Origin of the sequence: Streptomyces sp. NBC_00503, from assembly GCF_036346895.1 — a bacterium.
In the GTDB taxonomy this organism is placed as follows: Bacteria; Actinomycetota; Actinomycetes; order Streptomycetales; family Streptomycetaceae; genus Streptomyces.
The window spans coordinates 1589886-1611482 of the sequence record NZ_CP107855.1; the positions used below are offsets into that span (position 1 = coordinate 1589886).

The 21597-nt window shown below is 70.8% G+C and carries 22 protein-coding genes and 1 pseudogene; 8 read left to right on the forward strand and 15 right to left on the reverse strand.

Annotated elements, in window-relative coordinates; translation table 11 throughout:
• Positions 1-257 precede the first annotated feature (257 nt).
• From cbiE to OG490_RS07460, 6 genes and pseudogenes are all read right to left on the reverse strand, one after another.
• On the reverse strand, positions 258-1469 hold the full coding sequence (gene cbiE / locus OG490_RS07435) for a precorrin-6y C5,15-methyltransferase (decarboxylating) subunit CbiE (RefSeq protein ID WP_330295486.1): 1212 nt from the start codon (positions 1467-1469) through the stop codon (positions 258-260).
• A 244-nt stretch (positions 1470-1713) separates the two neighbouring features.
• Positions 1714-2325, reverse strand: a pseudogene (locus tag OG490_RS07440) (GNAT family N-acetyltransferase); the annotation flags it as partial.
• Between the two features lie 213 nt (positions 2326-2538).
• Entirely contained in the window at positions 2539-3402 is an 864-nt protein-coding gene (locus OG490_RS07445; RefSeq protein ID WP_330295487.1) for a MetQ/NlpA family ABC transporter substrate-binding protein, read from the reverse strand.
• Positions 3403-3503: 101 nt separating this feature from the next.
• Positions 3504-4172, reverse strand: coding sequence for a methionine ABC transporter permease (locus OG490_RS07450; protein ID WP_330295488.1), 669 nt, complete (start codon positions 4170-4172; stop codon positions 3504-3506).
• Positions 4169-5239 carry a methionine ABC transporter ATP-binding protein gene (locus OG490_RS07455; RefSeq protein ID WP_330295489.1) on the reverse strand — a complete coding sequence of 357 codons (1071 nt, stop codon included), beginning with the start codon at positions 5237-5239 and terminating at the stop codon, positions 4169-4171. Before OG490_RS07455 ends, OG490_RS07450 begins: the two co-directional genes overlap by 4 nt.
• A gap of 380 nt (positions 5240-5619) precedes the next feature.
• On the reverse strand, positions 5620-6291 hold the full coding sequence (locus tag OG490_RS07460) for an HAD-IA family hydrolase (protein ID WP_330295490.1): 672 nt from the start codon (positions 6289-6291) through the stop codon (positions 5620-5622).
• 68 nt (positions 6292-6359) lie between these two features.
• Between OG490_RS07460 and OG490_RS07465 the strand changes: the two genes are divergently transcribed.
• Both OG490_RS07465 and OG490_RS07470 read left to right on the forward strand, forming a co-directional pair.
• Positions 6360-6728 (forward strand): hypothetical protein, encoded by a 369-nt coding sequence (locus OG490_RS07465; RefSeq protein WP_330295491.1) that lies wholly within the window; start codon positions 6360-6362, stop codon positions 6726-6728.
• Between the two features lie 70 nt (positions 6729-6798).
• Complete coding sequence (locus OG490_RS07470; RefSeq protein ID WP_330300814.1) at positions 6799-7173, forward strand: hypothetical protein; 375 nt, start codon at positions 6799-6801, stop codon at positions 7171-7173.
• A 10-nt stretch (positions 7174-7183) separates the two neighbouring features.
• Here the strand turns inward: OG490_RS07470 and OG490_RS07475 are convergent, their stop codons facing one another.
• The 3 genes from OG490_RS07475 to OG490_RS07485 form a co-directional block, all read right to left on the reverse strand.
• On the reverse strand, positions 7184-7690 hold the full coding sequence (locus OG490_RS07475) for a GNAT family N-acetyltransferase (protein ID WP_330295492.1): 507 nt from the start codon (positions 7688-7690) through the stop codon (positions 7184-7186).
• A gap of 37 nt (positions 7691-7727) precedes the next feature.
• The gene (locus OG490_RS07480) at positions 7728-8282 is read right to left on the reverse strand and encodes a sigma-70 family RNA polymerase sigma factor (protein ID WP_330295493.1); all 555 of its coding nucleotides are present in this window, start codon (positions 8280-8282) and stop codon (positions 7728-7730) included.
• Between the two features lie 73 nt (positions 8283-8355).
• Positions 8356-9519: a glycerophosphodiester phosphodiesterase gene (locus tag OG490_RS07485; protein ID WP_330295494.1), complete on the reverse strand. Its 1164-nt coding sequence runs from the start codon at positions 9517-9519 to the stop codon at positions 8356-8358.
• 300 nt (positions 9520-9819) lie between these two features.
• On the opposite strand from OG490_RS07485, the gene OG490_RS07490 reads away from it, so the two are divergent.
• Positions 9820-10452: a lysophospholipid acyltransferase family protein gene (locus OG490_RS07490; RefSeq protein ID WP_330295495.1), complete on the forward strand. Its 633-nt coding sequence runs from the start codon at positions 9820-9822 to the stop codon at positions 10450-10452.
• 14 nt (positions 10453-10466) lie between these two features.
• On the opposite strand, the gene OG490_RS07495 is transcribed toward OG490_RS07490, so the two are convergent.
• From OG490_RS07495 to OG490_RS07505, 3 genes are all read right to left on the reverse strand, one after another.
• Complete coding sequence (locus OG490_RS07495; RefSeq protein ID WP_330295496.1) at positions 10467-11954, reverse strand: membrane-associated oxidoreductase; 1488 nt, start codon at positions 11952-11954, stop codon at positions 10467-10469.
• Positions 11955-12023: 69 nt separating this feature from the next.
• Positions 12024-13568, reverse strand: a complete 1545-nt coding sequence (locus OG490_RS07500; RefSeq protein ID WP_330295497.1) for an MFS transporter — start codon at positions 13566-13568, stop codon at positions 12024-12026.
• A complete protein-coding gene (locus tag OG490_RS07505) occupies positions 13565-14116 on the reverse strand; it encodes a TetR/AcrR family transcriptional regulator (RefSeq protein ID WP_330295498.1) in 552 nt (183 codons plus the stop codon). Before OG490_RS07505 ends, OG490_RS07500 begins: the two co-directional genes overlap by 4 nt.
• Before the next feature lie 85 nt (positions 14117-14201).
• Between OG490_RS07505 and OG490_RS07510 the strand changes: the two genes are divergently transcribed.
• Both OG490_RS07510 and OG490_RS07515 read left to right on the forward strand, forming a co-directional pair.
• Positions 14202-14750, forward strand: a complete 549-nt coding sequence (locus tag OG490_RS07510; protein ID WP_330295499.1) for an HAD domain-containing protein — start codon at positions 14202-14204, stop codon at positions 14748-14750.
• Between the two features lie 26 nt (positions 14751-14776).
• Positions 14777-15196: a hypothetical protein gene (locus tag OG490_RS07515; protein ID WP_330295500.1), complete on the forward strand. Its 420-nt coding sequence runs from the start codon at positions 14777-14779 to the stop codon at positions 15194-15196.
• Positions 15197-15271: 75 nt separating this feature from the next.
• Here OG490_RS07515 and argH read toward each other — a convergent pair whose 3' ends face one another.
• Both argH and OG490_RS07525 read right to left on the reverse strand, forming a co-directional pair.
• Positions 15272-16702: an argininosuccinate lyase gene (gene argH, locus OG490_RS07520; protein ID WP_330295501.1), complete on the reverse strand. Its 1431-nt coding sequence runs from the start codon at positions 16700-16702 to the stop codon at positions 15272-15274.
• Positions 16703-16794: 92 nt separating this feature from the next.
• Positions 16795-17988: an argininosuccinate synthase gene (locus OG490_RS07525; RefSeq protein WP_330295502.1), complete on the reverse strand. Its 1194-nt coding sequence runs from the start codon at positions 17986-17988 to the stop codon at positions 16795-16797.
• Positions 17989-18160: 172 nt separating this feature from the next.
• Here OG490_RS07525 and OG490_RS07530 point away from each other — a divergent pair, with 172 nt between their 5' ends.
• From OG490_RS07530 to OG490_RS07540, 3 genes are read left to right on the forward strand one after another with little or no spacing between them, the layout of a single operon-like run.
• Positions 18161-19666, forward strand: coding sequence for a HEAT repeat domain-containing protein (locus OG490_RS07530; protein ID WP_330295503.1), 1506 nt, complete (start codon positions 18161-18163; stop codon positions 19664-19666).
• A gap of 45 nt (positions 19667-19711) precedes the next feature.
• Entirely contained in the window at positions 19712-20293 is a 582-nt protein-coding gene (locus OG490_RS07535; RefSeq protein ID WP_330295504.1) for a pyridoxamine 5'-phosphate oxidase family protein, read from the forward strand.
• 33 nt (positions 20294-20326) lie between these two features.
• Positions 20327-20995: a L,D-transpeptidase family protein gene (locus OG490_RS07540; protein ID WP_330300815.1), complete on the forward strand. Its 669-nt coding sequence runs from the start codon at positions 20327-20329 to the stop codon at positions 20993-20995.
• Between the two features lie 55 nt (positions 20996-21050).
• Here the strand turns inward: OG490_RS07540 and OG490_RS07545 are convergent, their stop codons facing one another.
• Positions 21051-21587 carry an arginine repressor gene (locus OG490_RS07545; RefSeq protein ID WP_267761227.1) on the reverse strand — a complete coding sequence of 179 codons (537 nt, stop codon included), beginning with the start codon at positions 21585-21587 and terminating at the stop codon, positions 21051-21053.
• Between the last annotated feature and the right edge of the window lie 10 nt (positions 21588-21597).

The window sequence follows — 21597 nt, forward strand, 5'->3', positions numbered from 1 at the left end:
TCGGTGTTGCCTCTTCTACCGCCCGGTCGGCCACGAGCCCGCCGAGCGCTGATGCCGTGCCGGATTGCCGTGGGGCCCATTCGCCTCACGTACGCCTGCACGACAACCAGTAAGTATTGTCCTGCTCGTTCGCCATCATGGCGGCCATAACCGCCACGGTCCTCTGTGGACTACGCCACGTCCCGCGTCCTGCCGGTCCCGCATGCCCGAATCGTCCGGGCGGTGCGACGATCGGCCAGCCTACCCCGGGGCCGTCGCTAGTGAAGTGGACGGGCAGGTTTGACGGGGCGTTCGGCGGCCAGGAGGAAGACCACGGAGCGCTGCTGTTCGGTCCAGGTCCGGGTGTCGAGGCCGACGGACTGGAGCAGCGCGCACTCGACGGCGTACCCGCCCGCGGCGAGGACCCGGCCGATGGCCTCCGCCTCGTCGCGCGTGGAGGCGTGGGTGACGATCCGTTCGGGACGGCGGTCGGCCACGGCGGCGACCACCTCGGCGCCCCCTCCGCCGACTCGGACCACGTCGGGCTCGGGCAGGGTCTCCAGTACGTGCGGGGCGCGGCCGGTGACGACCTGGAGCTGTACGCCCCGGGCGCGGGCGGCGGTGGCGGCTCGTTCGCAGGCGTGCCGGTCCGCGTCGACGGCGATGACGGCGGCGCCGAGGGCGGCGGCGTCCACGGCGAGGGCTCCGGAGCCGGAGCCGATGTCCCAGACGAGGTCGCCGGTGCGCGGTCCGAGGCGGGCGAGCTGGGCGGCGCGCAGTTGCGCCGACTCCCCTTCTCCCACGTCGATCTGCGGCCGGGCCCAGCCGCGGCCGGAGGTCTGGGCCGCGCTCTGACCGAGGAGCCAGGCGGGGTCGGTGGCGGCGCTCTGGCCGCCGATGACGATGACCACGTTGGGGTCGCGCCAGCTGTGGTCGGCGGCCTTGTCGGAGGTGAGGACCGTCACCTGCTCCTTGTCGGTGCCCAGTTCCTCGCAGATGACGAAGGTGCGGTGGACCCCTTCGAGCAGCAGGGCGAGTTCGGCGGGGCCGGCGCCGGGCGAGGTGATGACCGCGACCTTGGGGTGGGCGCGGCAGACGTTGACCGCGCGGCGCAGGGTGAGCCGGTGGGCGACGACGACCTGGGCGTCGTCCCAGGGCATCCCGGCGCGGGCGAAGGCGGCGGCCACCGCGGACACGGCCGGTACGACTTCGACTTCCAGGCCGTGTTCCGGGGCGCGCAGGGCGCGTACGACACCGAAGAAGCCGGGGTCGCCGTCGGCGAGGACCACGGCGGTGCCGCGGTGGGCGGCGATCCGGCCGGCGGCCAGGCCCAGGCTGCCGAGGCGGATGCGTTCGGCGGTGGGCGGGACTTCGGGGAGCGCGAGGTGGTGGGCGGCGCCGGCCACCAGGGTGGCGGCGGAGAGCGCGGACCGGGCGGCCGCGGTCAGGGGGGAGCCGTCCCAGCCGATCACCGTGACCCGGTCGGCCATCTTCGTCAGTCTCCTGAGGTGGGGGCGGGCGGAGCTTCCATGGGGTCGGGCACGGTGAGACTACCTGGTCATCGGGTCAGTTCCAGTCCGACGAGACCGCGTAGCCGTTCGCGTCGGACGGGTGGATCCCGTAGCCGTCGTACCGGCCGGATCCGCCGTCCGGGTGACCACCGGAGTGGCTGGTGGAGTGGCTGGCGGAGTGACTTCCGGAGTGGCTGCCGGGCTGGTTTTCGGAGTACTCGTCGGCGTAGCCCTCGGAGTAGCCGTCGGCCTCGTCGTCGAGGTCTTCGGGGACCAGGCCCCACACGATGAGGTCGCTGCGGGCGTCGGACCAGGAGCCGTCGGAGTTCTGGGTGCGCACTATGCAGGCGCTGCGCAGGACGCCCTCACTGATGCACCCGATCTTCTGGGCCACTTGCTGGGAGGCGGTGTTGTCGGCGGCGGTGCGCAGTTCGATGCGTTCGAAGCCCTGTTCGCGGAAGACCCAGCGGGCGACGGAGCGTACGGATTCGCTGGCGTAGCCCTCGCCGCGGGCCCAGGGGGCGGTGACGTAGCCGACTTCGGTGGTGCGGGTGCGCCAGTTGGTGCCCTGGAGGTGGACGATGCCGACCAGGCGGTGGGTGAGGAACTCGGTGACGGCGAAGACGATGCCGCGGCCCTCGGTGCGCTCGGCGTGGGCGGTGCGGGTGGCCCAGGTGAGCGCGTCGGCCTGGGTGTAGGGGTGCGGGACCGAGGTCCAGGCGGTGACGTGCTCGTCGTTCATCATCTCGGTGAGCGCGGTGACGTCTTCTTCCTCGAAGGGGCGCAGCACCAGCCGGTCCGTGCTGATGGTGACGTCCGGGAAGGTGGTAGTCATGCGCAGCTCCATGCCTGTGACCTTGGTGCGACCGTGATGCGTTTCGACCGTGGTGCTGGACCGTTTGTGCGGGTCGTAGGCCACAGCATGCAGCATCGGCCTGGTGATGTGCAGGCCCGGGTTGCCCGGAAGCGGGCAGCGTGCGGCCCCGTACACCGAAGGGGTGTACGGGGCCGGGCGGCTTGGCCGGATCGGGCCGGTCGAACTAGTGGATCAAGAAGTCGGCTTGCCGAAGGCCGGGATGACCGAGCCCTGGTACTTGTCCTCGATGAACTTCTTGACCTCGTCGGAGTTCAGGAGCTTCGCGAGCTTCTGGATCCGGGGGTCGTTCTGGTTGCCGTTCTTGACCGCGAGGATGTTGGCGTACGGGTTGCCCTCGGCCTTCTCCAGCACGAGCGCGTCCTTGGCCGGGACGAGCTTGGCCTCGATGGCGTAGTTGCCGTTGATGACGGCGGCGTCCACGTCGTTCAGGGCGCGCGGGACCGTGGCGGCCTCCAGCTCCTTGAACTGCAGGCCCTTCTTGTCGGTGATGTCGGACAGCTTGGCGCCGGTGCCGACACCCTCCTTGAGGGTGATGAGGTTGTTGGCGGCGAGCAGCTGGAGCGCGCGGCCCTCGTTGGTGGGGTCGTTGGGGACGGCGACGGTCTGGCCGGCCTTGACGTCGGTGAGGGCCTTGTCCTTCTTGGAGTACAGGCCCAGCGGCTCCAGGTGCACGTTCACGACGGGCACGATGTCCGTGCCGTTCTTCTTGTTGAAGTCGTTCAGGTACGGCACGTGCTGGAAGAAGTTCGCGTCGACCTGGCCCTGCTGGGTGGCGGTGTTCGGCAGGACGTAGTCCGTGAACTCCTTCACCTCCAGCTTGAGGCCTTCCTTGGCCGCCAGGTTGTCCTTGACGAACTTCAGGATGTCGGCGTGCGGGGTCGGGGAGGCCGCGACGACCAGCGCCTTGCTCTCGTCGACCTTGCCGCCGTCCGCCTTGGTGGAGGACGGGTCCGAGGAGCTGCCGCAGGCGCTCAGGGAGAGGGTCAGCGCGGCGGCGGTGGCGGCGAGGGCGGTGAGCTTGATGTTCTTACGCACGAAGAGTGCCTTTCTTGCTTCTTGTATTGCGGTGGTGGCCCAAGCACGACAAGTGCGGGCTTTCTTGGGAGAAAAGTCTGGATTGTCCGGCCGGGCCCGGATCAGGCTGTCCGACCCCGGCGCGCGAGGAGGCGTACCACGCCGTCGCCCGCGAGCTGGATCACCGTGACGAGCACGATCAGGACCACGACGGTCGCGACCATGAAGCCGGTCTCGAAGCGCTGGAAGCCGTACGTGATGGCCTTGGAGCCGAGGCCTTCGCCGCCGACCGCGCCGGCCATGGCGGAGTAGCCGATCAGGGTGATCACGGTGGTGGTGACGGCCGCGATCAGCGAGGGTAGGGCCTGCGGCAGGAGCACCTTGCCGACCAGGGTCGGGATGCCTCCGCCCATGGACTCGACGGCTTCGACGAGGCCGTGGTCCACCTCGCGGACCGCGGTCTCGACGAGCCGGGCGAAGAAGGGGATGGCGCCGATGGCGAGCGGGACGATCATCGCGGTGGGGCCGATGAAGGTGCCGACGACCGCCGTGGTGACCGGGATCAGGAAGATCAGGAGGATGATGAAGGGCAGCGAGCGGCCCATGTTCACGATCACGCCGAGGACCTTGTTGACCGGGCGGTTCTGGAGCAGGCCGCCCCTGTCGGTGAGGACCAGCAGGATGCCGATGGGCAGGCCGCCCAGGATGGTCACCAGGGTGGACCACAGCACCATGTAGAGGGTGTCGAACGTGCCCTGCGTGAGCAGCGGCTGCATTTCGGACCAGGTCACTTCGCACCATCCTTGACCAGCTCGGCGAGTTCGCCGTCGACGTCCTGCACACCCGTGTCCGCGTCGGCCTCGACCACGTCCACCTGGAGCCCCTGTTCGCGCAGGAATCCGACCGGCACGACGTTGTCCTCGTAGCGGCCGGGCAGTTCGATGCGCATGCGGCCGACCTGGCGTCCGGAGATGGTGTCCATCGCGGCGCCGAGGATCGAGATGTCGATGTTGTAGGTGCGGGCCAGCTGGGAGATGACCGGCCGGGTCGCGGTCTCGCCGTGGAAGGTGACGTCGAGAGCCGTGTGCTCCGCGGTGGTCGCGGAACCGGTCAGCGGGAACAGTTCGTGGGCGAGCTCGGAGCCGGGGGTGGCCAGCAGCTCGGTGACCGTGCCGGACTCGACGATCCGGCCCTGCTTCATCAGGGCGGCGGAGTCGCAGACGGACTTGACCACGTCCATCTCGTGCGTGATGAGCAGCACCGTCAGACCGAGCCGGCGGTTGAGGTCGCGCAGCAGCTGGAGGATCTGGCGGGTGGTCTCGGGGTCCAGGGCGCTGGTGGCCTCGTCGGAGAGCAGCACCTTGGGGTCGCCGGCCAGGGCGCGGGCGATGCCGACGCGCTGCTTCTGGCCGCCGGAGAGCTGACCGGGGTAGGACTTGGCCTTGTCGGCGAGGCCGACGAGGTCGAGGAGTTCGGCGGCCTTGCGGGAGCGCTCGCGGCCGGATATCCCGAGGATCTCCAGGGGCAGCTCGATGTTGCCCTGGACGGTGCGCGAGGACAGCAGGTTGAAGTGCTGGAAGACCATGCCGATGCGGCTGCGGGCCTCGCGGAGCTCCTTGCCTGCGCGGCGGCCCCGGCCGGCGAGCGCGGTGAGGTCGACGCCGTCCACGCTCACGGTGCCGGTGGTGGGGCGTTCCAGCAGGTTCACGCAGCGGATCAGGGAGGACTTTCCGGCGCCGCTCTGACCGATGACTCCGTAGACCTCGCCCTCGCGGACGTGCAGGTCGACGCCGTCCAGGGCGGTGACCTCGCGGCCACGGGACTGGTAGACCTTCGTGAGGCCCGATGTGGTGATCACAGGATTTCCGTCGCTGTCGAGTGCACGGCGCAGCGGGTGCCGGGCACGGGGCAAACATCTGGGGACGCGATACGGCTCGAACCGTCCGAAAACGGCGGTGTCGGCGCGTGCGCGGGGCAGGAGCGATCCGGTTTCACATGGAATGCGTGGCGCGGATGGAGCTCGCCGGGTCTCGCTTCGGGGCGCGAGAGTGCGGGAAGGGGGCCCTCAGAAGGCGCGCATTCGACACATACAACGAGCACCGGGCGTCATCGTCGCCTCGGTCGCAAGGGTGCGGCTGCTCGTCGTGGTCATGGGCCCAGTAAACCAGACGATTCCCGTGACCGATCAAAGATGTCCGAATAGCGGACGGATTTCGGCCACATACCGGACAACCTCGGTCAGGCCGAATCCTCCGTCTCGACCCTCACGCCTTCGGCCCCGACCAGCACCGACACGGCCGACAGGTCCCGTACGACCACGTCGGCCTCGAGCTCGGCCGCGGTGTGCGTTGTGGTCAAGGCCACCGTCGTCATCCCGGCCGCGCGGCCCGCGGCCAGCCCGGCGGGGGCGTCCTCGAAGACCACGCAGCGGGCCGGGTCCACGCCGAGCCGGGCGGCCGCCAGCAGGAAGGGCTCCGGGTCGGGCTTGCCCCGGGTGATGTCGTCGGCGGCCACCATCTCGGGGAAGTCGATGCCGGCCTCCCGCAGCCGGGCCTCGGCGAGCGGGCGCGTGGCGGAGGTGACCACGGCCCAGCGGCCGGCGGGGAGGGCGGAGAGCAGCTCCTTGGTGCCGGGGAGCAGGACGACACCGCCCGCCACGTCCTCGACCTCCAGGGCCTCGATCCGGGCGAGCGCCCCGGCCCGCACCTCCTCGGGCAGGAGCTCGGCGATGATCTCCGCGGCGGGGCGGCCGTTCAGCTCGACCGCGGCGAAGGCCTCCTCCGTGATCCCGTACTCCCGGGCCCAGCGGGCCCAGCAGCGGAACACCGATTCCATCGAGGAGACGAGCGTGCCGTCGTTGTCGAACAGCAGCGCGTCGAAATTCGGGCCGTGTACTCCTTGCAGCTTCATGCCTTCCAGGAAAGCCCCGGAGCAGGGGTGAGCGCATCGGGTCTTTCGGCCCGTAATACCCTCGCTGCATGCTCGAAGCCCTGACGGTCGCCATCGGCGTGGCCGCACTCGCCCTCGCCGCCTGGTGCGGTTTCGCCGCCTGGCGGGACCAGCCGACCAAGGACTGGCACTTCATCGGGATGGCCGTGGTGAGCGTCCTGGTCCTGGGCCAGCTGGTGGTGGGCCTGGTGCAGCTCGCCCGCGGCGAGAAGCCGGAGCAGGGCACGGTGCTCTTCGTGGCCTACCTGGTGGGCGCCTTCGCCACGATCCCGGCCGCGGGGATGCTCTCGCTGACCGAGCGGACCAAGTGGGGCTCGGTGACGGTGGCCGCGGGCGCGGTCGTCCTCGCCGTGCTCGAAGTACGGCTCTACGACATCTGGGGAAACGCCGGTGCCTGACACGAACGCGAACACGAACGCGAACACGGACACCGGCACGGGCTCCACGCCGCCCGCCGAACGCAAGCGTCTGGTCACCGGGCCGGGGGTGCTGCTGGTCTGGCTCTACGGAGTGATCACGGTCGGCGCGGTCTCGCGCTCGGTCTACCAGATCTCCACCGAGTTCGACCAGGCGCCGCTGCCCTACACGCTGACCGGCCTGGCCGCACTCGTCTACTGCTTCATCACGTACTCGCTGGTGCGCGGCGGGGAGGCGGCCCGCAAGGCGGCGCTGATCTGCTGCGCCGCCGAGCTGACCGGCGTCCTCGTCGTGGGCACCTGGACCCTGGTGCGGCCCGAGTCCTTCCCCGACTCGACCGTGTGGTCGGACTTCGGGATGGGCTACCTGTTCATTCCGGTGATCCTGCCGATCACCGGAATGCTCTGGCTCCGGGCCAAGCGCTGACCGTCGGCTTCTAGGCGCTGACCGCGAAGTCGGTGGCCTCCTTGGCCTCCTTCTCCAGGATCACCAGGCGGACGCCGTCGGACGCGGTGCGCCCGCCGACCTGGGTGTAGCCGGCCTTGCGGTAGAGCCGCAGGTTCGACTCGCTCTTGTGGCCGGTGAACAGCCGGAAGCGGGTGGTCCCGTCGAACCCGCAGAGGGCGGCCTCGACCGCCTTCAGCAGCCGGGCGCCGAGGCCGTGACCCTGGAGCCGGGGGTGGACGCAGAGCTTGGCGATCTTGCCGGTGCCCTCTTCGTCCACGTTGCCGCGCACGGCCCCGACGATCTCGCCGCCGAGCCGGGCCACCAGGACGGTGTCCGAGGCCAGCTCGGCCTTGAGGGAGTCCAGGGACTGGGTGAGCGGCTGGATGAGGTAGTTGCCGTACAGCTCGGCTTCGCTCTGGAAAGCCAAGTACTGCAACTTGATGATCTGCTCGGCATCCTCGGCAGTTGCCGCCGAAATGGTCACGCTCATGCCCATGTGCGCATGCCTCCCGCTCACCTGGTGGCCTTTTGGTCTACCGCTCCATTCCCCGAAGGACGGGAGCCGCAACCTCTACGGCCAGCATTCTGCGCAGACATCCCAGGCAACGGGAACGGACGGGCCCCAAACTTCCTTGTGAGATACCCAACTCTCCTGCGATTTCACGGTAGGTGAGGTCCCTGGGCGACAGAAGTGCCTTCATCAGCTCCGGACACCTTCCGGGCAATCGGGCGACCGCCGATCGGAGGGCCCGGTTCTCCTCGCCGTGCAGAAGGGCGTCTTCCGGTTCCGCGCCCGAGCTGCTACCGCCATCGCCGGACGGCCGGCGGGGGCCGTCCACGGAGTGGTGGCGGGAGTCGTACGGGACTTCGCGCCGGGCCCGGCGCCGCGCCCGGCGGCCTTCCGCCCGCACCGCCCGGCGCAGCCAGTCCGCCGGCTCCGCGAGGGTGCGCCGGTGCTCCAGCAGCCTGACCCAGACGGCTTGTTCGAGGTCGGCGGCGTCCACCCCGGTACCGGCGGCCTCCGCGGCCGCTTCGGCACGGAGCAACGGGCGGAGCTTGTCGAGGAGGTCAGCCTTCAGCAGGTCCATGCCGGGCGGGACGCGAAGGCCGCGCCGGGCGGTTTCCCCGCCGGGCGCGGCCCACTCGTACGAGAAGCCCCGGCTACGGGTTGACGCCCCGGCCCGGACGGAAGGCCTCGGCCGCGAGGCGTCCGGTGTCGGCCTGGTCGGTGAAAATGCCGTCGATGCCCTGTTCGAAGTACTTCTTGAAGGCGCCGAAGGCATCGCCGTAGGCGTTGGGGTCGGTGCCCTTGCGGTACTCGGCCGGCAGGAAGGTGTTCTCGTTGCGCGCGGTGTAGGGGTGCAGGATCAGCCCCTGCGCGTGGGCGTCCTTGACCAGGGTGGTCGGGGCGCCGAGCTTGCCCGCCGCGTCGCGCGGCAGGATCAGGTCCATGGTCGGCCCGATGCCCTGGGCGAAGCCGGCGATCCACTTCAGCCCCTCGGGCTTGACGAGGTCGGCGACCGTACGGGGGTCCTTCGCCAGTTCGAAGTCCCACGGGCGGGTGCCCGCCGCGGAGAGGAGCACCACGCGCGGGGCGGAGACCAGCCGGGAGAGCCGCTGGATGCTGGAGAGCTCGAAGGACTGCAGGAAGAGCGGGGCTCCGCGCCCGTCGCGCCCGTAGCGGCGCAGCAGTTTGGCGAGGGGCTCCTCCAGGCCGAGGCCCAGGGCCCGGAAGTAGCTGGGGTGCTTGGTCTCGACGTGCAGCCAGATCTTCTTCCCGCGGCTCCGGCCCTCGCGGTCGGCCCAGCGCAGCACCTCTTCGAAGGTGGGGACCGTCCAGCGGCCGTCGTAGAGCGTGTTGCGCTGGCGGACGGCGGGGATGCGTTCCTTCGCGCGCAGGGTCTTCAGTTCGGCGAGGGTGAAGTCCTCGGTGAACCAGCCGGTGACCGCGACCCCGTCGACCGTCTTGGTGGTCTTGCGGGAGGCGAACTCCGCGTGGTCGGCGACATCAGTGGTGCCGCCGATCTCGTTCTCGTGGCGGCACACCAGGTGGCCGTCCTTGGTGGGCACGAGATCCTGTTCGATCACGTCGGCGCCGAGGTCCAGTGCGAGCTGGTAGGAGCCGAAGGTGTGCTCCGGCCGGTATCCGGCGGCGCCCCGGTGCCCGATGACCGTCGGCGACGGCAGGTCCCGGTAGCCTCCGTCGCGGCCGCCCGTCGCGGCCGACGCGGTGGTGGCGCCCGCCGTGAGTCCGACCGCCGCGCCGCCCGCCGCCAGAACGGCCGCCCCCAGTACCGTGCGCCGTGCTGCCCCACCCTGCGTCATGAATGCCACTCCCCATCCGACCGGGGCCGGGATCCCGGGATCTCCGGGTCCTACGGCCCGAATCCGCGTGCCGATGGTAGGCAAGGGGTGGTGGCTGGCGGGGGTGCGTGGGCGGAACATGGCGGAAACGTGCGTCAACACTGCGTATCCACCTCGTGAACCCGATGTGCGATCAGGGCTGACCCGCGAGTATCGTCCTCACCTGCACCACCGCCGTGTGGTGGTTGCGAACCGCTTTTCGATGCCGGAGGGCCCACGTTGTTCCGTACGCGCCTCATCAAAGCCACCGTCGGACCTCTCATGCGCCTGATCATCCGCACTCGCGTGGAGGGCATCGAGAACATCCCGGGCACCGGGCCGGTGATTCTGGCGGGCAACCACCTCACCTTCATCGACTCGATGATCCTGCCGCTGGTGTGCGACCGCACGGTCCACTTCATCGGCAAGGACGAGTACGTGACGGGCAAGGGCATCAAGGGCCGCGCCATGGCCTGGTTCTTCACCGGCGCGGGCATGATCCCCGTGGACCGGGACGGGGCCAACGGCGGCGTCGCCGCCCTGATGACCGGCCGTCGGATTCTCGAAGAGGGCAAGATCTTCGGCATCTACCCCGAGGGCACCCGCTCCCCCGACGGCCGCCTGTACCGCGGCCGCACCGGCATCGCCCGCCTGACCCTGATGACCGGCGCGCCCGTGGTCCCCTTCGCGATGATCGGCACCGACAAGCTCCAGCCCGGCGGCGCCGGCATGCCGCGTCCGGGCCGGGTCACCGTCCGCTTCGGCGAGCCGATGGAGTTCTCCCGCTACGAGGGCATGGACCGCGACCGCTACGTGCTGCGCGCCGTCACCGACTCGGTGATGGCCGAGGTCATGCGGCTCTCGGGCCAGGAGTACGTGGACATGTACGCGACCAAAGCCAAGGAAGCCGCGTAGCGCCCGTAGCGCTCCTACTGCCGCTGCAGTGACCGGCTGACGCCCGCCGCGGTCGTCGTGGCCAGGACCCAGCCGGTCACGATCAGCAGGTACGACAGCCACTGGTACCAGCCGGCCGGCGCGAAGGCCTCCTCCTGGCCGAAGCCGATGATCGGCAGCATCAGGTCGATCGTGTAGAAGACCGGATTGAATTCCGGCGCCTCCCCCGCCTTGAGCGGCCGGGGGTGGTGCAGCCAGAAGGCGACGGTCCCGCTCATCAGCAGCGCCAGCAGCCAGCCCGCGGCGCGCAGCGGCCGGAAGCCGTAGCCCACGGTGGCGTCCTGGAGCAGCCCCCAGAGCCGGGCGCGGCGGGGCAGGGTGCGTCGGTGGCGGCGCAGCTTGGCGAGCTGCACGGTCCTGGCGGCCGCCTCGTCGCCGACCGTACGGTAGGACGCGGCGAGCTGTTCGTAGGAGTACGGGAGGTAGCCCGACTCCTCCCGCTCCAGGGCGGGCAGCCGTTCCTCGGCGGGCAGGTGCGGGGCGAGGGTGCGGTAGGTCAGCCCTTCCATGCGGATCTTCTCCGGCCAGGTGGTGGGCGGCACGAGGAGCATGTCGAACTGGGAGCGGCGCAGCGTCACCGTCCCCTGGATCGTGGCGACGGAGTTCAGCCAGACCTCGCCGATGACGCAGCTGGATGCGCGCAGGGCGACTCCGCCGGGGTTGCCCAGGACGGCGCGGCCCAGGTAGAGCTGGCCCGGTATCCGGGAGCCGGTGAGGTTGAACAGGCCACGGGCCTCCAGCCGGTGGCCCCGCAGGTCGGTGCCGACGGTCAGGTTCTCGGCGTGCAGGGCGATGGCCCCGGGGGCCAGTAGCCGGGAGTCGTCGAGGTTGATCTGGCCCCCGACCGTGGTGCCGTTGATGCGGGTCTGGCCGTGGACCGTGAGCTCCATGGCGATGATGTCGGTGCCGATGTCCGCATGGTTGACCTGGAGCAGGGGCTCCGGGCGCTCCTGGGTGGCCTCCCCGGCGGGCTGCGGGGTTCCGATGACCGCGCGGCGGATGAAGAGGCCGCCCCCTATCCGGGCCCCGGAGAGCCGGACGGGGCCGGTGATCGTGCAGCAGGACAGCCTGAGCGAGGTGTCGACCCGGACGGTGTCGGCGGTCAGGCCGGGAAGGGTCGAGTCGTTGGCCACGAAGACCCGCAACTGGGCCCCGTAGAGCAGGGGCTTGCGCTCGAACCAGCAGGCGCGGAGCCGGATCGGGTGCTCGACGACGGCGTACTTGAGGTTCAGCTTGCCTACGATCCGGGCGCCCCGGATGTTGATCCCCGCGACCTGTCCCGCGGCGGTGGGGCCACCGAGCAGCAACGCGCTGAGCACCTCGGCGCGTACGGTCCGCTCCGGCCCCCAGGTCTCCCCGACCGCCCCGGTCTCGTCGGGGTGCTCGCGGAAGTCGACACCCTCACCGCGCGGGAAGGCGTCCCATACGCGGCGTTCGGCCGGGGTCAGTTCGGTGATCTCCATCGCGGGGATGGTGTCCCGGGGTTCCACGGACTGTCAACTCCGGGCGGGACACCACCCTCTGGCTGGGCGTCAGTGCTCGATGCCGTCCTGGAGCTCCTGGCCCTTGAGGAGGAACCAGGCGGCCACCGCGGTGGCCAGCAGGACGGCCGCGCCGACGCCGGAGGCCAGCCTCAGGCCGTCCACGAAGGCGTCCTGGGCGGCTCCGACCATCCGCTGCGCGGTCTCCGGGTCCAGCGACTTGGCGGCCTCGACGGCGCCGCCGAGGGATTCGTGGGCGGCGTCGGCCACGGGTCCGGAGACCGAGGCCGGTGCGGTGAAGCTCTGGTAGACGCCGGTGACGACCGAGCCGAGCAGGGCGATGCCGAGGGCGGCGCCGAGTTCGTACGCGGTCTCGGAGACGGCCGAGGCCGAACCGGCCTGTTCCTTGGGGACGCTGGAGAGGATCACGTCGGCGGTGACGGTGAAGGAGAAGCCCGCGCCGAGGCCGACGATGAGCAGGGCCGCGCCGAGCAGCGGGTAGCCGGTCTCCTTGTGGATGACGGTGAGCGCGGCCAGGGCGATGCCGATGGCGGCGAGGCCTCCGGTCACGATGGCCCGTACCCCGTACTTGCGGGCGTACTTGCCCGCGACCAGGCCGGTGACCACCGCGCCGATGGCGGCGGGCAGTTCGGCCAGGCCGGCTTCGAGCGGCTCGCGGCCCTGGACGAGCTGGAGGAACTGCGAGAGGAAGAAGACCAGTCCGGACAGTCCGAAGACGGTGAGCAGATCGGCGAGGACCGCGCCGGAGAAGCCGCGGTGCTTGAAGAGCCGCATGTCCAGGAGCGGGGCGGTCAGGGTGAACTGACGGCGTACGAAGGCGTAGAGCGCGCCCGCGCCGATGGCGGCGGCCGCCCACACCTCCCAGCCCATGCCGTGGGTGGCGACCTGCTTGACGGCGTAGACCACGCCGATGATGCCGACGAGGGAGAGTCCGACGCTGACCAGGTCCCAGGGGCCCGAGACCGGGTTCTTGGACTCGGGCAGCAGCTTGATGCCGACGATGACCAGGACGATCATCACGGGGAGGTTGATGAGGAAGACCGAACCCCACCAGAAGTGCTGGAGCAGGGCTCCGCCGACGACCGGGCCCACAGCGGCGCCGGCGGAGGCGGTGGCGCCCCAGATACCGATGGCGAGGCTGCGCTCCTTGGGGTCGTGGAAGATGTTGCGGATCAGCGCGAGGGTGGAGGGCATCAGGGTCGCGCCGGCCACGCCGAGCAGGGCGCGGGCGACGATCATCATCTCGGGGCTGGTCGCGTAGGCGTTGAGGACCGAGACGGCGCCGAAGGCGGTCGCGCCGACGAGCAGGAGCTTCTTTCGGCCGATGCGGTCGCCGAGGGAGCCCATGGAGACGAGCAGTCCGGCGATGACGAAGGAGTAGATGTCGCCGATCCACAGCAGCTGGGTGCCGGACGGCTTGAGGTCCTCGCTGAGGGAGGGCGTGGCGAGACCGAGTACGGTGGCGTCGACCGCGACCAGCAGGACGGCCAGGACGAGCACGGAGAGCGCGACCCAGCGCCCCGGACTCCTGCCCTCCGTCCCCTTCGCCTGGGTCAGCTGTTCGGTACGGCTCATTTCTCCACACTCCGTCTTGCGCCACCGAGCAGCAACTCGGTGATCATGTACTGAAAGTCTTTCGTCGCGACCCGACCGTCCATGACGGCCCAGGCGCAGGTGCCGACGAGGCCGAAGAAGGCCTCGGTGAGCCATGCGGGGCTCAGGTCGATCCGAATGTCGCCCTCTTGCTGGCCGCGCCGGAAGAGCGCGCCGACGCGGGCGTCGAGCCGGGCCCAGCCCTCGTTGACCTGGTCGCCCTCGAAGAGCTGGTTCTCGGTGACGAGGAAGGCCAGCAGCTCGCCGTTGGGCTCCGCCTCGGCGACGAGGCGTTTGAGCGCCTCCGGGGCCGGTCCCTCCTCTAGGCGGGCGTTGTCGAACGCCGCCTCGAACTCCCGGATGCCGAGCTCTTCGAGCGCCCGTACGAGGGCGTCGCGCCCGGCGAAGTGCCGGTGGAGGGTCGCGCGGCCGATGCCGGCCGCTCGCGCGACCTCGTCCATCGTCGCGGTCGATTTGCGGGAGAGCAGGGCGGCGGCAGAGCGGAGCACCTGATCACGATCCATGGCCATGAGACGAGCATACCCCGAATGAGACAGTCATGTCTCATTGAATAAATGGAGTGCCCCACCGGGGCACGAAAGGAATCCTTCCGAAATGACGAAGACGGCGAAGAACCCGCACGCCAGGCCGCTGCTGCTGATCGACGTGGACGGCCCCCTGAACCCCTACGCGGCCAAGGCCCAGCGCCGTCCCGCCGGGTATGCGACGCACCGGATGCGACCCACGGGCTGGCGGGAGGCCGAGAGCGCGAAGCCGCTGCGGGTCTGGCTGAATCCGGACCACGGCGCGGAGCTGCTCGCGCTGGCGGACGCGTACGAACTGGTGTGGGCGACGACCTGGAAGGACGAGGCGAACGACTGGATAGGCCCGCACCTGGGCCTGCCCAGGCTCCCGTACATCGACTGGCCCCAGATGCACGGACGGGCGCCGCGCGGGACCTTCTGGAAGACCCAGTACATCCTGGAGTACGCGGGGAACCGGCCCTTCGCCTGGATCGACGACGACATCACGGACCTGGACCGCGAGTACGTCGAGCAGCACCATCCCGCGCACGCCCTGCTGCTGCGGATCGACGAGCAGATCGGCCTGGTCCGGGCCGACTTCGACGCGCTGGCCGGGTGGGCCGGTGGATCCGAAGGCTGATTCGAGCGCTCCTACCGGAGAGAACCATGAACGTGTCCAAGAAGCTGACCCTCGGGGCCGCCGCGATGGCGCTCACGATCGGTGGCGCGGTCGCGGTGTCCTCGGCGTCGGCCGAGCCGCACCGGGCCGCCCAGCTGGCGGCGACCACCACCGCCTGGGCCAAGGTCGCCGCGAACGGGCAGATCCTGGGCGGGCAGGGCATCACCGGGATCAACAAGTTCGGCATCGGCCGCTACAACATCACCACGTCCGGTGGTCTCAACGGGTGCGCCCTCCTGGGCACCATCAACACCAACGGCGGGAACGACCCCGGTCCGGGCAACTCTTCCATCCTGGTCGGACAGGTGAACGCGAACACCCTCTTCATCCGCACCGCGACCCCGTCCAGCGGCGGCAGCGCCGCCGTGGACAGCGACCGGCCGTTCTCGATCACCATCGTCTGCTGACACCCGCACACGCCCGAGGGGCGGTGGGAGCCGGCGCCGGCTCCCACCGCCCCTCGGGGCACTGCGGACTGGTGACTACTGCTTGTGCGCGGCCCAGGCGTGCTGGATGACCAGGTCGGCCTTGAGCTCCGTGAGCTGGATGGCGACCGCCGACGGGGCGGTGCCGCCGCGGCCGTCGCGGGAGGCCAGCGCGCCCTTGACGTTGAGGACCGTGCGGACCTCCGGCGTCAGGTGCTCCGAGATCTTCGCGAACTGCTCGTCGGTGAGCTCGTCGAGCTCGATGCCGAGCCCCTCGCACTCCTTGACGCACTCGCCCGCGACCTCGTGCGCCACCCGGAACGGGACGCCCTGCTTGACCAGCCACTCGGCGATGTCGGTGGCCAGCGAGAAGCCCGCCGGAGCCAGCTCCTCCATCCGCTCCCGGTTGACCGTGAGGGTCGCCATCATCCCCGTGAAGGCGGGGAGCAGGACCTCGAGGGTGTCGCAGGAGTCGAAGACCGGCTCCTTGTCCTCCTGGAGGTCGCGGTTGTAGGCCAGCGGAAGGGCCTTCAGCGTGGCCAGCAGGCCGGTCAGGTTGCCGATGAGGCGCCCCGACTTGCCCCGCGCCAGCTCCGCGATGTCCGGATTCTTCTTCTGCGGCATGATCGACGACCCGGTGGAGAAGGCGTCGTGCAGGGTCACGAAGGAGAACTCCTTCGTGTTCCAGATGATGATCTCCTCCGCGATCCGGGACAGGTTGATCCCGATCATCGCGGTGATGAAGGCGAACTCGGCGACGAAGTCGCGCGAGGCCGTGCCGTCGATGGAGTTGCCGACCGAGCCGCGCTCGAAGCCCAGCTCGGCGGCGACGGCCTCCGGGTCCAGGCCGAGCGAGGAGCCCGCCAGGGCGCCCGAGCCGTACGGGGAGACCGCGGTCCGGGTGTCCCACTGGCGCAGCCGCTCCGCGTCCCGGGACAGGGACTGCACGTGGGCCAGCACGTGGTGGGCGAAGAGCACCGGCTGCGCGTGCTGCAGGTGGGTCCGGCCCGGCATGGCCACATCCGCGTGCGTCTCGGCCAGGCCGACCAGCGCGTCCTGGAGCTCGGCGATCAGGCCGCCGACAGTCCGGGCGTGGTCGCGCAGGTACATCCGGAAGAGGGTGGCGACCTGGTCGTTGCGGGACCGGCCGGCGCGCAGCTTGCCGCCGAGGTCGGCGCCGAGCCGCTCCAGCAGGCCGCGCTCCAGGGCGGTGTGGACGTCCTCGTCGGCGATGGTGCCGACGAAGGAGCCGTCCGCCACGTCGGCTTCGAGCCGGTTCAGGCCGTCGATCATGCGGTCGAGCTCTTCGGCCGTGAGCAGGCCCGCCTTGGCGAGCACCCGTGCGTGGGCACGGGAGCCGGCGATGTCGTACGGCGCCAGGCGCCAGTCGAAGTGGACCGACGCGGACAGCTTCGCGAGGGCCTCGGCGGGACCGTCGGCGAACCGGCCGCCCCAGAGCCGGACGTCACCACCGTTGTTGCTGCTCACAGCTACTGCTCCTCATGACTGCATGACTTGGGATGTGCGTCGGCCTCCCCGCCGCGGAGGTAACGGGGAGGCCGTTTGTACAGCGTGTGGGATCAGGCGAGGTCGCGGCGCGCCGCGATCTTCGCGGAGAGACCGAAGATCTCGATGAAGCCCTGGGCCTTCGACTGGTCGAAGGTGTCGCCCGAGTCGTAGGTCGCGAGGTTGAAGTCGTACAGCGACTCGTCGGACTTGCGGCCGGTGACGACGGCGCGGCCGCCGTGCAGGGTCATCCGGATGTCGCCGGTGACGTGCTGGTTGGCCTCGTTGATGAAGCCGTCCAGCGCCCGCTTGAGCGGGGAGAACCACAGGCCGTCGTAGACCATCTCGCCCCAGCGCTGCTCGACCTGCCGCTTGTAGCGGGCCAGCTCGCGCTCGACGGTGACGTTCTCCAGCTCCTGGTGGGCGGTGATCAGGGCGATCGCGCCGGGAGCCTCGTAGACCTCGCGGGACTTGATGCCGACGAGGCGGTCCTCGACGATGTCGATCCGGCCGATGCCCTGGGCGCCGGCGCGGTCGTTGAGCTGCTGGATCGCCTGGAGCACGGTGACGGGCTTGCCGTCGATGGCGACCGGGACGCCCTCCTTGAAGGAGATGACGACCTCGTCGGCCTCGCGCGGCAGGGACGGGTTCGAGGTGTACTCGTAGATGTCCTCGATCGGCGCGTTCCAGATGTCCTCCAGGAAGCCCGTCTCGACGGCGCGCCCGAAGACGTTCTGGTCGATGGAGTACGGGGACTTCTTGGTGGTGGCGATCGGCAGGTTCGCCTTCTCGGCGAAGGCGATGGCCTTGTCCCGGGTCATCGCGTAGTCGCGGACCGGGGCGATGCACTTGAGGTCCGGGGCGAGGGCGACGATGCCCGCCTCGAAGCGGACCTGGTCGTTGCCCTTGCCGGTGCAGCCGTGGGCGACGGTCGTGGCGCCGTGCTTCTTGGCGGCGGCGACCAGGTGCTTGACGATGGCCGGCCGGGAAAGGGCCGAGACCAGCGGGTAGCGGTCCATGTAGAGGGCGTTCGCCTTGATCGCCGGGAGGCAGTACTCATTGGCGAACTCGTCCGAGGCGTCCGCGACCTCAGCCTCGACCGCACCGCAGTCGAGCGCACGCTTGCGGATGACGTCCAGGTCCTCGCCGCCCTGGCCGACGTCCACGGCGACAGCGATGACCTCGGCGCCCGTCTCCTCGGCGATCCAGCCGATGGCGACGGAGGTGTCCAGGCCGCCCGAGTAGGCGAGTACGACGCGCTCGGTCACGGGTTTCTCCTTACGGTGCATTCAACGACAGGCATAACTATGCACTACTCCGTATGTTTCGTCAATTACGCCCCGCGCAAGGGCCTGACCAGCCCGAATATCAGCGGCGCGACCGCGATCACCCGCCTACGATCGGCGGGCGAGGCGATTCGGGGAGGGCATTGTGCGGGACATGGGGCAGGAAGCGGAGAAGGGGCGCGCCGCCGCGGCGGCTCTGCTGGGCGGGGACGGCACGGCCGTCGGCGGCCGGCTCACCTGGACCGAACCGAAAGTCTGGACCGGGCCCGAGACCTGGACCGGGCCAAGGGCCTGGATCGCCTTCGACAAGGAGGTGCGGCGCCTGCAATACACCGCGTACGGGGTCCTGAGGAGCACCCGGGTCGAGGCCCGGCTGTGCCACGCCGACGGGCGGGTCCGCGCGGCCGCGCTTGGAGCGTCGCGGTTCCCGCCGCCGGAGCTGGTCCTGATCCGGTGCACCGACTGGGTCCCGGCGGTCCGCGAACGCGCCCGGGAGGTGCTCGGCGGAGCCGTGGCCAAGGACCCGGAAGACGCGCTGCCCGCTCTCGCCCCGCTCGTCCTGCGGCTGGGCCGGCGCGAGCACGGCGCCTGGGCGGTGCAGCAGTTGGAGGCCGCCCTGGGCGGCCGGGACTCCGTCTTCGCCGCATGGTGGCGTCCCGAGCAGCTATCGACGACATCGGGCCCGAAGTCGCTGACCGACGCGCAGCGCACCTCCGTCGTGGACCGGCTGCACCTGAGCCGCGACCTGGCGACCCGGCAGTTCGCGGCCCGGCTGGCCGTGGCCCCGGGGCACGGGATCGGCGTACGGGAGCTCGCGCGGCGGGCAGCCGCGGAGCCGGACCCGCTGACGGCCCGGCTGTGGAACGACGCGGCCCTGGCGGCGCTCGCCGCCGACGGGCCGGACGACGAAGCCGTCGACACCCTGCTCCGCGCCCGGATCCCGATGGTCCGCGCCGCCGGGGTCACCGCGCTGCGCCGGTCCGGGCGGGCCCGGGAGGCCTCCCGGCACCTCGTCGACCGGTCCAGCCTCGTACGGGCCTGCGCGCGCTGGCTGGTCAAACAGGACGGCGGGGACCCGTACGCGCACTACCGCGCACTGCTCGAAGGCCCCGAGCCGGTCTCCCCGTACGCGGTGACCGGCTTCGCCGAATGCGCCGGGCGCCCCGACGCGCCGCTTGTGCGCGGCCTGCTGGAGCATCCCGAGGGCGCGGTGCGGGCCGCCGCCCTGGCGGGGCTGCGCCGGATGAACGGCCACGTGGAGGACGCGGTGCTGATCCGCCTGCTCGACGAGCCCTCGGCGTCGGTCACCCGCGAGGCCTCGCTGAGCCTGCTCCCGGTGGCCCGGCGGCTGGACCCCGACCACCTCGCCGAGCGCATCGCCCCCGAACGGCCCCTGCACATCCGTCGGGCGGCCTTCCGGCTGCTGCGCGAGCGGGGCGGGATCGCCGGGCTGCGGGCTTCGGTGGCCCTGCTGGAGGACTCCGATCCCGGGCTGCGCGAGACGGCACGGGAGACCGTGTCCCTCTGGGACTGGCAGGCCGGCCTGCGCGCGGGCGAAGGGGACGCGGCCGAACTCGGCGGGCTGCTCACGCGGTCGGCGCACCTGTTCGGCGACTACCAGCTGGCTCTGCTCCGCTCCCGGCTCGGTCCCACCAGCTGAAATCCCCTTGACCGGGGCCGGGTCACCCTGACTGATAATCGGCTCATGGGAAAGCTCTACGAACGTATCGACGGCCGGCTGCGCAAGTTCATCGAGGAGCAGCCGATCTTCTTCACCGCCACCGCTCCGCTGTCCGGTGACGGGCACATCAACCTCTCCCCCAAGGGCCGCGCCGGAACCCTCGTCGTCATCGACGAGCAGACCCTCGCCTACCTGGACTTCGGGGGCAGCGGCGCGGAGACCATCGCCCACGTCCGCGAGAACGGCCGCATCACACTGATGTGGTGCGCGTTCTCCGGGCCGCCGAACATCGTGCGCATCCACGGCGACGGCGAGGCCGTCTTCCGCGACGACCCTCGCTGGGAGGGGCTGGTCGAGCTGTTCGGGGACGCCGACGGACCCTCGGCGCGCGCCGTCATCCTCGTCAAGGCCCGTCGGATCGCGGACGTGTGCGGCTACGCCATCCCCTTCATGGAGTACCAGGGCGAGCGCACCCTCCACGCGGAGTACTTCGGCCGCAAGACGGACGAGGAGTTCAACGCGTACTGCGAGAAGAAGGAGTTCATCGGGGTGAGCGTCGACGGCCTGCCTGCGCTGCCGCTGCCCCTCCCGCCCCGTACCGTCTGACGTGTGCTGCGTACCGCGCTTCTCGCCGCCTCACTGGCCGTCACCACCCTGATCCTGCAAGGCCCCCATGGCTCGCCGCCGCTGGCCGCCCGGCTCGCCGACACCGGCGGCGGCAGCCAGCTGATCACCGCGGTCGCCCCCGCGCCCGGCTCCACGTCGGGACGGGTGACCTGGTGGGACCGGCGGGCGGGGCGCTGGTACGAGGCCGGCAGCGCGCCGGCCCGCTTCGGGGCGAACGGCCTGACCGAGGGCGCGACCCGCACCCAGGGCACCGACACCACGCCGGCCGGCCTGTACGCACTCCCGTACGCCTTCGGCATCGCGCACGCCCCGGCGGGGACGCAGGTCGGCTACCGGCGGGTGACCCCGGCCTCCTGGTGGTGCCAGGACAACGCCTCGGGCAGCTACAACCGCTGGGTGGAGCCGCTGCCCGCGGACTGCGCGCCGGGCGAGGCCGAGCACCTGGCCGGGTACGCGAAGCAGTACGCGCACGCGCTGGTCATCGCCTTCAACTACGACCGGCCGGTACGGGGCCGGGGCGCGGGCATCTTCCTGCACGTCAACGGCAGGGGCGCCACGGCCGGCTGCGTGTCCGTCCCGGAGGGTGCCATGCGGGAGATCCTGCGCTGGGCGAACCCGCGCAGGCACCCGCACATCGCGATCGGTACGGAGTCCGGGCCCCTGGCGGTCACCCGGTACTGACGGCCCTGCGCGGGCCCCGCGTCAGCTCTCCTGCCGCGTCAGTTCTCCTGCCGCGTCAGCTTTCCTTCTGGGCCAGCCGCAGCAGGTGGTCGGCCAGTGCCTGGCCGCCCGCCGGGTCCCGGCTGATCAGCATCAGCGTGTCGTCGCCCGCGATCGTGCCGAGGATCGCCTGGAGCTCGGCCTGGTCGATCGCCGAGGCGAGGAACTGGGCCGCACCCGGCGGGGTGCGCAGGACCACGAGGTTCGCGGAGGCCTCCGCCGAGATCAGCAGTTCTCCGGAGAGGCGCCGCATGCGCTCCTCCTTCGCCGACTCGCCGAGGGGTGCCTGCGGGGTGCGGAAGCCGCCCTCGCTGGGGACCGCGTAGATCAGCTCGCCGCCCGTGTTGCGGATCTTCACCGCGCCGAGCTCGTCGAGGTCGCGGCTGAGCGTCGCCTGGGTGACGCTCAGTCCGTCGTCGGCGAGCAGCTTGGCCAGCTGGCTCTGGGAGCGGACCGGCTGCCGGTTGAGGATGTCCACGATCCGGCGGTGGCGGGCGGTGCGAGTCTGCGGAACGGACTGGCCGTTCGATTCGTGTTCCTGCGCCTGACTCATCGTCGTCCCA